The sequence below is a fragment of the Psychrobacter sp. DAB_AL62B genome, from assembly GCF_028895345.1.
Taxonomy (GTDB): domain Bacteria; phylum Pseudomonadota; class Gammaproteobacteria; order Pseudomonadales; family Moraxellaceae; genus Psychrobacter.
The window spans coordinates 114,755-130,181 of sequence record NZ_SAXC01000002.1; the positions used below are offsets into that span (position 1 = coordinate 114,755).

Consider the following 15,427-nt stretch of genomic DNA (forward strand, 5'->3'; position numbering starts at 1 on the left):
CAATCTTTAGGTTGCAAGCCTTGTACGCTCGCCATCACCGACGTGTGGAGTTTAGCATTATGAGCCGAGGTACTCGCACCATCGAGATTTATCGCTACGATCCTGATCTGGACGCAGCGCCACGCATGCAAACTTATACGATTGAGTTACTAGACTCAGATCGTATGTTGCTTGACGTATTATTACGCCTAAAAAAGGAAGATGAAACCCTCACCTTCCGTCGCTCATGCCGTGAAGGCATCTGTGGTTCTGATGGCATGAATATTAACGGTAAAAACGGTCTGGCATGTCTAATCAACATGAATACTCTGCCTGAAAAAGTAACGGTTCGCCCATTACCAGGTTTGCCAGTGGTTCGTGATTTGGTTGTCGACATGAACCAATTCTACGAGCAATATGAAAAAATACACCCGTTCTTGATCAATGACCAGCCAGCGCCAGCAACAGAGCGTTTGCAGTCACCTGAGCAGCGTGACAAGTTAAATGGTCTATATGAGTGTATTTTATGTGCTTGCTGTTCAACCAGCTGCCCATCATTCTGGTGGAACCCTGATAAGTTCTTAGGTCCAGCAGCACTTCTAAATGCCAATCGTTTCGTTTCTGATAGCCGCGATACGGACACGCGTGCTCGTCTGGCTCGTTTAGACGATCCATTCAGCTTATTCCGTTGCCGCGGTATTATGAACTGTGTATCAGTATGTCCAAAAGGCTTGAATCCAACCAAAGCTATTGGTCATCTGCGTAATTTGTTGATCGATCAAGCAGGTTAATATACCTTTTTTGGTCAATTAGCTTTATAATAGCGCTATAAAAAACACCACCTTGTCTTAGGTGGTGTTTTTTATTAGTCAAAAAACCTAAGTATTAACAACTTTACCAACTCAAAAGCTAGTTTTTTTCATAAACGACAGTCATTGTCAAAACATGAAGACATGAACAGTTGGGGATTAATGCTTGAGAGAGAATGATAAAATAAGTTATTGGAAGTAAGGCCGTATTAACAATACGTTGGTCATATGTAAGAAGACCTGCTATATGGTCCGTCTGTCTATATAATTGAAAAAGAAAACCCATAAACGTAGAAAAAATGCGTAGTCAGCCTAATATCATGGACATAAATAACAATCGTAGAATATGTATGATAGTAGGACTGAGAATGACTGTTACTTATATAAGTGACTTATACAAGTAACTTATATTCTACAAGTCACTTATATAAGTAACACGGCGATAAAAAATACCTATAAAAAGTGTCTGTATGAATTGATACAGACCACTTATAAGTCGCTAAAAATGATAATCAATATTCATTACCTAAATACCTAGTATTGAACAAACAAACTATGGCCTATAAAGTAGGCATGTTACGCTATACGGCAATATGTATTTAGCGTAATAATCTTCAAAAAGCTACCGTAGAACGTTGTTTCAGCAGAAATAGCCAATAAATAGGCCAGCTGAAAGAAAAAACGTTCGGTTCAAACCTTATGGTTAATGATTTGGTTATAGCTGAGAGGATTATATATAAATTAATGTTGTGAAACGAGCCATATGAGAAAACTGGACGTTCACAAATAATTATAATAATAGTCTCGGTATTGTAATTATGATTTTTATCGTTAAATGGCAATTAAAATTAATGAGCGTTTAACCTTAAAAAGTCATGATTCGATCATTTCTGTAAAAGACTATGCAGCGGTTGTAACGGTCAATTTTTAAATAATAGTATTAAATAGCTAGCATACAACCGATTAAACAATAATAAGCACGATTCCATTCATTTATCTATCAAATAGACGATTATTATGAATAGTATAACTAAAGAAGCAGTGAGCGTAGACCAAACTGAACTGGCCGCTGATAATGTCAATTATATTGAAGCGCTCTATGAGCAATATCTAGACGATCCTAGTAGCGTCGATACAGATTGGCAAGAATATTTTGAACAATACAAGTCGCCAAATGATGAGCAGCACAATGCCATTAAAGACCAGTTCTTGTTGCTAGCGCGCAATCAGACGGCTAACAAGGTCAGCGTTGAAGCGAGTAACTCAGCTACTGGTAAGTCAGACAATGTTGGCAGCCCTAAAAAAATGGGTGTACAGCAGCTGATCTCTGCCTATCGTCGCCGTGGTCATCGCCATGCTAAGCTTGATCCATTAAATCTAAATCCACGCGCGGAAATAGAAGACCTAACCCTTGCTTATCACAATCTTTCTGAAGCAGATCTCGATACGGTATTTCCTACCAATGATTTAAATATTGGTAAGAATGAAGCAACGCTACGTGAGATTATTGAAATCATGGAGCGCGTCTACTGCCGTTATATTGGCATAGAGTATATGCACGTGACCACCAGCACAGAAAAGCGCTGGATGGAAAAATATCTCGAGAGCAATCTAGGGTATATCAAATTTGATACAGAAAAGCGTTTATCTATTCTTGAGCGCCTGACCGCAGCAGAAGGTTTAGAGAAGTATCTTGCTCGTAAATATACGGGCGTGAAGCGTTTCGGTCTAGAGGGCGGCGAAAGCTTTATTCCTGCTATTAACGAAATCATCCAACGTGCTGGCGGTTATGGCACTAAAGAGATGGTTATTGGTATGGCTCACCGTGGACGCTTAAACCTACTGGTAAATATCCTAGGTAAAAATCCAGCGGATTTGTTTGACGAATTTGATGGCAAAGTTCAGCCAGAAAAAGGCTCAGGCGACGTTAAATATCATAATGGTTTTTCGTCAAACGTGATGACTCCAGGTGGCGAGACACATTTAGCATTAGCGTTTAACCCATCGCATCTTGAAATCGTTGCTCCAGTATTACAAGGCTCTGTACGCGCGCGTCAAGTACGTCGTAACGATCAGCCACTTCATGAAAATAAGACGGGTAATTCAGTATTACCAATCGTCATTCATGGTGATGCCGCATTTGCTGGTCAAGGGGTGGTGCAAGAAACCTTCCAAATGTCACAAACCCGCGCTTATACCACGGGTGGTACAGTACATATTGTTATTAATAACCAAGTTGGTTTTACTACCAGTCGTCAAGAAGATGCACGCTCAACCGAATATTGTACCGATGTAGCAAAAATGGTTCATGCGCCAATTTTACATGTAAACGGCGATGACCCTGAGTCTGTCGTATTTGCGGCACAATTGGCATTAGATTATCGCCACGAGTTTGATAAAGATATCATCATTGATCTCTTTTGCTATCGTCGCAATGGTCACAACGAGGCCGATGAGCCTTCAGCGACCCAGCCACTGATGTATGCAGTGATTAAGAAGCTACCAACCACTCGTACTATCTATGCGCAAAAGCTTATTGAAGAAGGTCTGCTTAGCCAAGAAGATGAAAAACGCTACGAAGATGAATATCGTGAATCTTTAGACCGCGGTGAATATGTTGCCAACTCATTGGTAAGCGAGCCTAACGAAGAGTTATTCGTCGATTGGAAACCTTATCTTGGTCATGACTTGGTCGATGATTGGGATACTAGCGTCGATATCGAAGTGCTAAAAGGTTATGGTCGCCGTATGGCGGAGATGCCTGAAGGCTATAAGCTACAACGCCAAGTACAAAAAGTTGTCGAACAACGCTTAGCTATGCAAACGGGCGAAGAGCCTTTAAACTGGGGTGCTGCCGAGACATTAGCATACGCGTCACTAGTCGACAACGATAAAGTGTTGGTACGTATTACTGGTGAAGATGTAGGCCGTGGTACCTTCTCACATCGTCATAGTGAGCTATATAACATTGAAGATGGCAGCATGTATGTGCCACTTGCTCACATGAGTGAAACACAAGCCCGTTTTGCGACTTATAACTCATTGTTATCAGAAGAAGCGGTATTGGCTTTTGAGTATGGTTATGCGACCACAGTGCCAAATGCACTCGTCGTATGGGAAGCGCAGTTTGGTGATTTCGTCAACGGTGCCCAAGTTGTTATTGACCAATTTATCTCAAGTGGTGAGACTAAATGGCAGCGTGTTTGCGGTCTAACCATGCTATTGCCACATGGCTTTGAAGGTCAAGGTCCTGAGCATTCATCTGCTCGTCTTGAGCGCTTCTTACAGCTATGTGCTGAAGACAACATGCAAGTCATTACGCCGACGACTCCTGCGCAGATTTATCATGCGTTACGTCGTCAAGCGGTGCGCCCAATTCGCAAACCGTTAATCGTTATGTCGCCGAAAAGTTTGCTGCGTCATAAACTTGCCACATCAAACCTTGAAGAATTGGCTAATGGTAAGTTCGAAACCGTATTGCCAGAGATGGATCAGCAAAATGCGGACAACGTGACTCGCATGGTGCTATGTGGTGGTAAAGTTTATTATGACTTACTAGAACAGCGTCGTGCATTAGGTTTAGATCATGTTGCAATCGTCCGTATCGAGCAGCTTTATCCATTACCAGAAAAGCGTTTAATTGCTGAAATTGAAAAATATAGCAATCTAAAAGAAATTGTTTGGACACAAGAAGAACCTCTTAACCAAGGTGCTTGGTATTATTTAGCACCGCATATGTTCCGTATCGTAGTACCGCATCCAACCAAGGCAAAAGTGATGGAGCCGGTAGCGCGTCCTGCTAGTGCGGCACCTGCAACAGGTTCTGCAAAACTACACATCCAACAGCAACAGAATTTGATCGCTGGTGGTCTTGGTATCAGTGTAGATGAGCTGTCTAAATAGTAGATTGTTTAAATAACAGATTATATAAAATAAATGCATCAGGCGATAACAGTCAGTACTTTGTAAAAGAATCTAAGTAATAGACTTTAAAAAGGTACTGACTGCCTATCACGACTTAATTATAAATAGTAATATCCAAATCTAAGGAGTATATCGATGGCTGATATCAAAGCCCCCGTTTTTCCAGAATCAGTTGCCGATGGCACAATCGTTGAGTGGCACGTCACTGAAGGCCAACAAGTTAACCGTGATGACCTATTAGCTGAAATCGAGACTGACAAAGTTGTATTAGAAGTGGTTGCGCCAGACAATGGTGTGGTTACTAGAATCGTTAAGCAAGTAGACGACACGGTTTTGTCTGACGAGCTCATTGCTGAATTTGAAGCAGGTGCCAGCGCGGATGCTGCTGCGCCAGCAGTCGATCCAGATCAACCAGCAGCACCGGTACAATTGAAGCAAGCGACAGATGGCGGCGAGCCAGTACAAGTTACCGATAAAAAAGATGAAGCCGACCATAAAGATCAAAGCCCTGCAGTACGTAAAGCAGCAAAAGAAAGCGGCGTAGATCCTAAAGATGTCGAAGGTAGTGGTCGCGGCGGTCGTGTTACTAAAACTGATATGTCGAACCCAACGCTAAAAGCAGACAGCTCTATCAAATCTGATAGTGGTCGTCCTGTTGCTGAATCAACTGGCGAGCGTACTGAAAAACGTGTTCCAATGACGCGCCTTCGTAAGCGTGTTGCTGAGCGTTTGTTATCAGCATCACAAGAAACAGCGATGCTAACGACGTTCAACGAAGTTAATATGAAGCCGTTGATGGATATGCGTGCTAAGTATAAAGACCAGTTCGAAAAACGTCATGGTGTACGTCTAGGCTTCATGTCATTGTTTGTGAAAGCGGCGACCGAAGCACTTAAACGCTTCCCAGCAGTAAATGCTTCACTAGATGGCGATGACATTGTTTATCATGGTTTTTATGATATCGGTGTTGCGGTATCATCAGATCGCGGCTTAGTCGTTCCTGTATTGCGTGATACCGATCGCATGAGCATGGCGGATGTCGAAAGCAAAATCCGTGAGCTAGGTGGTCTTGCCCAAAAAGGTAAGCTTGGTCTGGAAGACATGACTGGTGGTACATTCACTATCTCAAACGGTGGTGTGTTTGGCTCATTAATGTCAACGCCTATCTTGAATCCACCACAGACTGCTATCCTAGGTATGCATGCGATCAATGATCGCCCAATGGCAGTCGATGGTAAAGTTGAAATTTTACCGATGATGTACCTTGCTCTATCTTATGACCATCGTATGATTGATGGCAAAGAAGCTGTACAGTTCTTAGTAACTATCAAAGAATTGGTTGAAGATCCAGCCATGTTATTACTAGACCTCTAAGCTCTTAAGCTTGTATCAGTTCTGCTGATACAAGCTTTTTAACTTTGTCTAGATTATCTTTTAGTGCCTCTTAGCTTTTTCAGTTCTATCTTATGAGCAACAAGCTAAGAACATTTAGCAGCCATCTTTATCGTCTTTTTAAATGCATCTACTATCTAACACTTAGATATCGTATTGGTTATCGAATAGATATGTCGATTGTTTACTAACGAGATGAAATTGGCTTATATGATACCTAAAATTAGAAATAGGAACGTATTATGAAAGACAGTTATGATTTAGTCGTCATCGGCGGCGGACCTGGTGGTTATGAAGCCGCAATCCGTGCAGGACAGCTTGGTATGAGCGTAGCTTGTATCGAAAAGCGCGTCTATAAAGGTGAGCCAGCACTTGGTGGTACTTGCTTAAACGTTGGTTGTATCCCATCAAAAGCGTTACTTGATAGCTCGCATCGCTATGAAGCTACTAAGCATGATCTTGCTGAGCATGGCATCAGCACCGGCGACGTCGCTATCGATATCGAGCAAATGATAGCTCGTAAAGAAGGCATCGTTAAGCAATTGACGGGCGGTGTTGCAGCGTTATTAAAAGGCAATGGCGTTGACTGGCTACAAGGCTGGGGCACGTTAGAAGACGGTAAGGGCGCTGATAAAAAAGTTAAATTTACCGCGCTTGCTGACGAAGCAGAAACGACTATTACTGCAAAAAATGTCATTCTTGCGGCAGGTTCAGTTCCTATTGATATCCCAGTTGCTAAGACTGATGGCGATCGTATCGTTGACTCTACCGGCGCGCTTGATTTCACTGCCGTACCTAAGCGTTTAGGCGTAATCGGCGCCGGTGTTATCGGTCTTGAGCTTGGTTCTGTATGGCGTCGTCTGGGCGCTGAAGTGGTCGTCTATGAAGCATTACCTAGCTTCTTAGCAGCAGCTGACAAAGACATCGCTAAAGAAGCTGGTAAAATGCTGAAAAAGCAAGGTCTTGATATCCGTGTCGATACCAAAGTGACCAATGCTGAAGTAAAAGGCGATCAAGTTATTGTTACTAGTGAAACTAAAGGCGAGTCTAGCGAAGAAAGCTTCGATAAACTCATCGTTTGTGTCGGTCGCCGTGCTTATTCTGAAAAGTTACTGGGTGAAAACAGTGGTATTGCTTTGACCGAACGTGGTCTTATCGATGTCAATGACCAGTGTAAAACCAATCTTGATGGTGTCTATGCGATCGGTGATCTAGTCCGCGGTCCTATGCTTGCTCATAAAGCAATGGAAGAGGGCATGATGGCTGTTGAGCGTATTCATGGCGAAAAAGCCCAAGTTAACTATGACACTATTATCAATGTTATCTATACCCATCCTGAAATTGCATGGGTTGGCTTAACTGAACAAGAAGCTGAAGCTGCCGGTTATGAAGTTAAAACCGGTTCATTTAACCTAGCTGCTAACGGCCGTGCGCTTGCTCAAAGCGAAGCGCAAGGTTCTATTAAAGTTGTCGCTGATGCTAAAACAGATCGTCTATTAGGTATGCACGCCATCTCTGCTGGTGCTGGCGATATCGTCCATCAAGGTATGATTGCGATGGAATTTGTTTCTAGTATTGAAGATCTGCAACTGATGACTTTTGCACATCCAACGATATCTGAAGCAGTTCACGAGGCAGCTTTATCGGCAGATGGTCGCGCTATTCACGCTATCCAGCGTAAAAAGCGTAAGTAAATTTGAAAAGCTGAAAATATTTTAAGTAACGATATTTTAAGTATTTTAGATAGCTATTAAGTGATGATATGGCTGTCGCACTATTTTGATTAATAGTCACATTAGTGCGTCGGTCTTAAGTGCAGCAGAAAATTTTGCCACGTACTTATTTTCACTTTTTATTAATGGTAAAAAACAAAGGATTCAATCAATGAATTTACATGAGTATCAAGCAAAAGAGCTATTAAAAAGCTACGGCTTGCCGATTCAAGAAGGCATCATTGCCTATAATGGCGACGAAGCAGCTGCAGCTTTTGATAAAACCCCAACTGATATTGCCGTTATCAAAGCCCAAGTACATGCTGGTGGCCGTGGTAAAGCGGGTGGTGTTAAATTGGTTAAGACTCGCGAAGAAGCCAAGCAAGTTGCTGAAGAACTTATCGGTACTAACTTAGTTACTTTCCAAACTGACGCTGATGGCCAACCAGTTAACTTCGTATTGGTTGCAGAAGATATGTACCCAGTACAAACTGAGCTATATCTTGGTGCCGTTGTTGATCGTTCTACGCGTCGCGTAACGTTCATGGCATCAACTGAAGGCGGCGTTGATATTGAAGAAGTGGCAAATGAAACGCCAGAAAAAATCTTCAAAGTAAACGTTGATCCATTAGTAGGTTTAATGCCTTACCAAGCGCGCGAAGTGGCGTTTAAATTGGGTCTTGAAGGCAAACAAATCAATCAGTTCGTTAAATTGATGACTGGTGCTTATCAAGCATTTGTTGAAAATGACTTTGCATTGCTTGAGATCAACCCATTAGCGGTTCGTGAAAACGGCGAGATTGTTTGTGTTGATGGCAAAATCGGTATCGACTCAAATGCTCTATATCGTTTGCCTAAAATCGCAGCGCTACAAGATAAGTCACAAGAAAATGAGCGTGAGCTTAAAGCGGCTGAGTTTGACCTAAACTATGTTGCTCTAGAAGGTAACATCGGTTGTATGGTTAACGGTGCTGGTCTTGCGATGGCGACGATGGACATCATCAAATTGTATGGCGGCAAGCCTGCTAACTTCTTGGACGTTGGCGGCGGCGCAACTAAAGATCGCGTTGTTGAAGCATTCAAGATTATCCTTGAAGACAGCAGCGTTGAAGGCGTTTTAATCAACATCTTCGGTGGTATCGTACGTTGTGACATGATTGCAGAAGCTATTATCGCTGCTATCAAAGAAGTTGACGTAAAAGTACCTGTTGTTGTACGTCTAGAAGGTAACAACGCTGAAAAAGGTATTCAGATTCTACAAGATTCTGGTCTGAATCTTATTTCAGCTCAAGGCTTGTCAGACGCTGCTCAAAAAATTGTCGATGCTGTTAAAGCCTAAGCTCTTAAACGCTTAAGCAAATAAACATCGTAGTCAAAGCGTAATAGCGGCTTGCTGGTATAAAAATAGATCGTTAACATTTAATGGTCGACAAACCATCAAGTGGCTATTACAAGACAACCGAATAAAGGAAAAAATAATGAGTGTATTAATCGATAAAGATACCAAAGTATTGGTACAAGGCTTCACCGGTAAAAATGGTACGTTCCACTCTGAACAAGCTATCGAATACGGTACTAAAGTCGTTGGTGGCGTTACCCCAGGTAAAGGCGGTCAAACGCATTTAGGTCTACCAGTGTTTAACACGATGTCTGAAGCAATGGAAGCGACTCAAGCTGACGCTTCTGTTATCTATGTACCTGCTCCATTTGTACTAGATTCTATCGTTGAAGCAGTAGATGCGGGCGTTAAGCTGATCATTGTGATCACTGAAGGCGTACCTACTTTAGATATGCTAAAAGCCAAGCGTTATATCGAAAAAGCAGACGGCGTACGTATGGTCGGTCCTAACTGCCCAGGCGTTATCACTCCAGGTCAGTGCAAAATTGGTATCATGCCAGGTCATATCCATATGCCGGGTAAAGTGGGCATCATCTCACGCTCTGGGACATTGACTTATGAAGCAGTCGCTCAGACGACTAAGCTTGGTTTTGGTCAATCAACCTGTATCGGTATCGGTGGTGATCCTATCCCAGGTATGAACCAGATTGATGCGCTAAAACTGTTCCAAGAAGATCCACAAACTGAAGCGATCATTTTAATCGGTGAGATCGGTGGTACTGCTGAAGAAGAAGCAGCCGCTTATATCAAAGACCATGTCACTAAGCCAGTCGTTGGTTATATCGCTGGTGTCACTGCTCCTGAAGGCAAGCGCATGGGTCATGCTGGCGCTATCATTTCAGGCGGTCAAGGTACTGCTGAAGAGAAATTCAAAGCGTTTGAAGATGCTGGTATCGCGTATACACGTGACCCATCTAAACTAGGTGACAAGCTTAAAGAAGTTACTGGTTGGTAATATAGGCGTCTGTCTTAACCTATTGCTTAACTACTAGAACTGCCTTGATATACCATAAAGACACCCCTACAATGGGGTGTCTTTTTTTGTTTTAAAAACTGCTTTGAGTGATGGTATGAAAAATAAAATATTGGTAACGGGCGGCGCAGGATATATCGGTTCTCATACTTGTATCGCTCTGCATGAAGCAGGCTACGATATCGTTGTCTATGATAACTTATCTAACAGTAGTCATGAGGCTATGAATCGTATCTCGAACCTTATTGGAAAGCCAATCGAGTTTATAGAAGGCGATATTCGCGATAGTGAATCACTTAAGAAAGTGTTTGCTGATCATCAGTTCTTTGGCGTGATTCACTTTGCGGGTTTAAAAGCCGTTGGTGAATCTGTTGCTAAGCCATTGATGTATTATAATAATAACGTCAGTGGAACGATTACGTTATTAGAGGTAATGACTGAGTATAACGTGAAGCGCTTGGTTTTTTCTTCCTCTGCTACAGTCTATGGTGATCCTGAAACGTTACCGATTGATGAGAGCTCGAAGCGCTCCTGTACCAATCCTTATGGTCAAAGCAAACTGGTCGTTGAGCATATTTTAGAAGACCTAGCCGTATCTGACAGTGATTGGAACCTAATCACACTTAGATATTTTAATCCAGTTGGTGCGCATTCATCAGGTCAGATTGGTGAAGATCCAAACGATATTCCTAATAATTTGATGCCTTATATTTCGCAAGTAGCCGTTGGTAAGCTGTCTCAGCTGAATATTTTTGGTAATGACTATGCGACAATTGATGGCACTGGTGTCCGTGATTTTATTCATGTCACTGATCTAGCCCAAGGCCACGTCGCCGCGCTTAACTATCTAGAGCAACAAAACTCAGCTTTAGGCTTCTTACCTATCAATCTTGGTACGGGTACGGGCACCTCGGTATTAGAGTTGGTGACGGCTTTCTCCGAAGTGTCAGGGCAAAAAATTCCTTACCAGTTCGCTGATCGTCGTGCGGGTGATATCGCCAGTTGCTATGCCAGTGCTGATAAAGCGCAATCTTTGTTAGGCTGGCAAGCAAAGCTGTCTATTACCGAGATGTGTCAAGATACATGGCGTTGGCAAAGCATGAATCCTCATGGTTATGACACAGTTTAAATTTTATAGAATATAGATTTGCCTCCATTCTTCTTTTAATACAGTTTAATAATTATGCAAAAAATTACTCATGCCGTTATTCCGGTTGCAGGCTTTGGCACTCGTATGTTGCCATTGTCTAAATCAGTACCAAAAGAGCTATTGCCGCTTGGTAATCGTCCTGCCATTCATTATGTGGTCGAAGAAGCGATCGCTGCCGGTATTAAGCACATTGTATTGATCGGTCATGCGCAAAAAAGCGCGATTGAAAACTACTTCGATATCAATGCTGAGCTGGATAATCAATTGCGTCAAAAAGGTAAAGATGAGCTGGCAGATAGCTTAAACTGGCTACCTGATGATGTGACGGTCTCTATGATACGTCAGGGTAAGCCATTAGGCTTGGGTCACGCTGTGCTTGCTGCGCGCCCGATTATTGGTGAGCATAATTTTGCTGTACTGCTACCGGATGTGGTACTCGATCCATTTAACGGCGATATGTCTACGGATAATTTGTCCTTTATGATTGATGCTTTTGCTAAAGACAGTCATTCGCAAATATTGGTCGATAAAGTTGCGGATGAGGATGTGCATAAGTACGGTATCGCCCAATTACATGAAGTGTTTAGCGATGCGAGTGCAGTAGATGACGAAGCGGATATGAATGTCAGCTTTAAAGTTGCTGGTTTTGTAGAAAAGCCGAATGTAGCAGAGGCACCCTCAAGACTCGCCGTGGTTGGTCGTTATGTATTTAGCCATCATATTTTTGATTATTTAGCCAATACTGAAGCTTCGGTCGGTGGCGAGATTCAATTGACGGATGCCATTGACGCCCTCATCAGTGAGTATGGGGTCAATGTTACCACCATGCGCGGAGATAGTTATGATGCCGGCGATATGCGTTCTTACATGCAGGCGTTTATTTATTTCGCTCAGCAGCAATTAGCAGATAAAGAGTAACGGATGAACGTTATAAAAGACGATAAAGTGTATGGTAGTGCCCGTCACTCTAAATATTGGCAGCCGCTGCAAACGCTAGCTGAACAGCCATGGTCGCTTGCTCAGCTATTTGCAAAAGACGATGAGCGAACGACTCGCTTTAGTACGCAAACTGGTGCGCTATATATGGACTATAGCAAGCAGTGTATTGATGAGACGGTATTAGCGAATTTATTGAGCTTAGCAGATAGCTGTGATCTGTCTGAGCGTATTAAAGCTTTGCTGCAAGGGGCGATGGTCAATACCAGTGAGGAGCGCGCAGCTTTGCATACAGCGCTACGCTTACCGGCGAAAGCAACGTTACAAGTCGCTAACCAAGAATTTGGCAAACAAGATGTGGTTGCCGATGTCCATCACAGTTTGGCGCAGGTTGCCAGATTATCTGAGCGGGTACGTGATAATACATGGCGTGGCTTCTCAGGTAAGGCCATGACCGATGTGGTCAATATCGGGGTTGGCGGCTCTGATTTAGGGCCACTAATGGCGGCTACCGCGCTTGATGAGTGGGCAGATACCGATATCGAAGTGCATTTTGTCTCAAATATGGATGGCACCCAGCTTGATAATCTGCTCAAGCATTTAAATCCTGAGACCACTTTATTTATCATCTCATCGAAGTCTTTCGGCACCGTTGATACACTATCGAATGCCAAAACAGCATTATCATGGTTACTTGCAACGGCGGAATTGCGCGCAGGTACTGAAGACAGTGTGTTACGTCGCCATTTTATCGGTATCTCAGCCAATAGCGAAAAAATGAGTGCTTGGGGCATTCATCCTGAGCATCAACTACAAATTTGGGAATGGGTTGGCGGCCGCTTTTCTTTATGGTCAGCGATTGGATTGGCTATTGCCATTCGCATCGGTATGTCTGGATTTAAACAGTTATTGGCCGGTGCTCATAGTATGGATGAGCATTTTGCGCAGACTGATTTTGCAGAAAACTTACCCGTATTATTAGGCTTGCTTGCAGTTTGGAACAGTACCTTTTTAAAAGTGAATGCCCATACGGTATTGCCTTATGATGGACGTTTAAGCTATTTGCCCAGTTACTTGACCCAGCTTGAGATGGAAAGTAACGGTAAGTCGGTTACTCAGTATGGCGAGCGTATTGATTATGACACTTGTCCAATTCTATGGGGTGAGATTGGCTCCAATGCTCAGCATGCTTTTTATCAGCTGCTGCATCAAGGGACGCAGCAAGTTTCTTGCGACTTTATCGCCTGCGTACGTCGTTATAATGATGAGGCAAAAAATACGCCACTACAACAACAGCATGAATTGTCTTTGGCCAACTGTCTAGCACAAAGCCGCGTGCTGGCTTTTGGTAATGCCGCTATCGCCGATACTGCAGCTCAGGTAGATTTCAATGCCGACAAATATAAATACTACCGAGGCAATCAGCCTTCAACGACCTTGCTTATCGATGAGCTAACCCCGCATAGCTTAGGAGCGCTGATCGCGCTTTATGAGCATAAAGTTTATGTTATGGCGAGTATTTGGGATATCAACCCGTTTGACCAATGGGGGGTTGAAATGGGCAAGCAGATGGCAGAGTCAGTTCATGACGCCATGCAGCAAGAGGGAAGTGTCCAATTTGACACTTCCACCAACCAGCTTTTAAAACATATTCAACAGTTGTCTTGATAGTTTTACTACGTCAATCATTATTAAAGGTAAAATCATGAGCGCTGATGTCATAGATAAACACACGTACACACCTGAACCAAATCCGCTTAATAATTCTCCTGTGAGTCCTACCGTCTGCGTCCTTATTGGTCATAGTATTGAAGCAGTTACCAGCGCAGTGGTGCTAGCAAGTTTAGGTCAGTGCGTTCACCTATATGCAGATAGAGCGTTATTGACGCAGCAGTTACAGCAATATGCTTTTGAGCATCATTTACAAGCATTATGGCAAATGTATGTGCAGCAGCAAAAAATCGTCATTTATGCGCTGCCTGACAGTGCTGATGCACTTATACAGTCCTATGAAGTTGTCAATCACAATGACGACCATAACAGTAGTCATATAAGCCATGACATTAATAACCAAAAAATAGTTGCCCTATATTGGCTATTTTTAGACAGTATTAAGTTAGCATGGATAGAAGATAGCTGGATTACCGCTTTCAATCATAGTCAGCAGCAGACGCAACCGCTGATTATGAGTGGTATTGAGCAGCTAGGCGCTATTGCCGCATTGGCACAGCGTTTAAAGCGTGCTTGGGTCTATTATTTACCGTTCGTATTTTTAAAAGACGGTGACGCTTATAGCTCGATGTTGCAGCCATCTTTATGGTTACTTGGTGAAAAAACTGCGGACAGTAGCCAGCATTTAGTCATGCTGCAACCCTTAATGCAGCATGCTCGCGCGTCCCATCATGCTGATATTGCGACCATAGAGTTTGCCCGCAGTAGTATTATGGCGATGCTCGCAACGCGGGTAAGCTTTATGAATGAGATGTCGCGCTTGGCTGATAGTCAACAGGTTGATATCCAACAAGTGAGCCAGATCATGGCACTTGATGAGCGAATTGGCAGTAGCTATCTGCAAGCTGGCTGGGGTTTTGGTGGCAACACTTTACCGACTGAACTGGTCAAACTACAGCAGTCGAGTCGAGAGCATAGCTTAGAGATGTCCTTATTACAGTCAGTCATGCACATCAATGAAGACCAAAAAGAGCTGATATTCCGTAAGTTTTGGCAATATTTTGATGGCTTTATCGACAATAAGACGGTGATGATTTGGGGTGGTAGTTATAAAGCAGGATCGGGACGGACAGCGGAATCAGCCATTCATCCACTACTGGCGTTATTATGGTCTTATAATATCCGTACTCTGGTTTATAGTGATAAGGCGCAGGCTGAGCTTGCTGCCCTTTATGGGTCGCAGCCATTACTTCAATTGATTCACCGCCCTTATCAGCAGCTCAGTGAAGCACAGGCGGTTTTTATCATCAGCTGGTCGCCACAAGATCAGCTGGATGTGGCAGCATTAAATCAACAAGCAATGCCTATATTTGATGCACAAAATGTATTAACACGAGCGCAAATTGACAGTCTCGTGGGTGGTTATAGAGGTATTGGTCGCGCTAAATAATATGTTCTATCAACTATAAAATAATCCTATTC

General features: G+C 43.0%; 10 protein-coding genes. All 10 read left to right on the forward strand.

What is annotated here, in order from left to right:
* The first annotated feature begins 59 nt into the window (after nt 1-59).
* Nucleotides 60-770: a succinate dehydrogenase iron-sulfur subunit gene (locus tag EPB74_RS03440; RefSeq protein WP_089555730.1), complete on the forward strand. Its 711-nt coding sequence runs from the start codon at nt 60-62 to the stop codon at nt 768-770.
* Between the two features lie 1,035 nt (nt 771-1,805).
* Nucleotides 1,806-4,691 (forward strand): 2-oxoglutarate dehydrogenase E1 component, encoded by a 2,886-nt coding sequence (locus EPB74_RS03445; RefSeq protein WP_274902781.1) that lies wholly within the window; start codon nt 1,806-1,808, stop codon nt 4,689-4,691.
* 156 nt (nt 4,692-4,847) lie between these two features.
* On the forward strand, nt 4,848-6,086 hold the full coding sequence (gene odhB / locus EPB74_RS03450) for a 2-oxoglutarate dehydrogenase complex dihydrolipoyllysine-residue succinyltransferase (protein WP_079690603.1): 1,239 nt from the start codon (nt 4,848-4,850) through the stop codon (nt 6,084-6,086).
* 260 nt (nt 6,087-6,346) lie between these two features.
* Nucleotides 6,347-7,798: a dihydrolipoyl dehydrogenase gene (lpdA, locus tag EPB74_RS03455; protein ID WP_274902783.1), complete on the forward strand. Its 1,452-nt coding sequence runs from the start codon at nt 6,347-6,349 to the stop codon at nt 7,796-7,798.
* A 190-nt stretch (nt 7,799-7,988) separates the two neighbouring features.
* Nucleotides 7,989-9,155, forward strand: a complete 1,167-nt coding sequence (sucC, locus tag EPB74_RS03460; protein WP_079690605.1) for an ADP-forming succinate--CoA ligase subunit beta — start codon at nt 7,989-7,991, stop codon at nt 9,153-9,155.
* Between the two features lie 139 nt (nt 9,156-9,294).
* Nucleotides 9,295-10,170: a succinate--CoA ligase subunit alpha gene (gene sucD, locus EPB74_RS03465; protein WP_274902786.1), complete on the forward strand. Its 876-nt coding sequence runs from the start codon at nt 9,295-9,297 to the stop codon at nt 10,168-10,170.
* Between the two features lie 115 nt (nt 10,171-10,285).
* Complete coding sequence (gene galE, locus EPB74_RS03470) at nt 10,286-11,317, forward strand: UDP-glucose 4-epimerase GalE (RefSeq protein ID WP_274902787.1); 1,032 nt, start codon at nt 10,286-10,288, stop codon at nt 11,315-11,317.
* 54 nt (nt 11,318-11,371) lie between these two features.
* A complete protein-coding gene (locus EPB74_RS03475; protein ID WP_274902788.1) occupies nt 11,372-12,256 on the forward strand; it encodes a UTP--glucose-1-phosphate uridylyltransferase in 885 nt (294 codons plus the stop codon).
* 3 nt (nt 12,257-12,259) lie between these two features.
* Nucleotides 12,260-13,942, forward strand: a complete 1,683-nt coding sequence (gene pgi / locus EPB74_RS03480) for a glucose-6-phosphate isomerase (RefSeq protein ID WP_274902789.1) — start codon at nt 12,260-12,262, stop codon at nt 13,940-13,942.
* A 37-nt stretch (nt 13,943-13,979) separates the two neighbouring features.
* Nucleotides 13,980-15,395, forward strand: a complete 1,416-nt coding sequence (locus EPB74_RS03485; protein ID WP_274902791.1) for a UDP-glucose/GDP-mannose dehydrogenase family protein — start codon at nt 13,980-13,982, stop codon at nt 15,393-15,395.
* Nucleotides 15,396-15,427 lie beyond the last annotated feature (32 nt).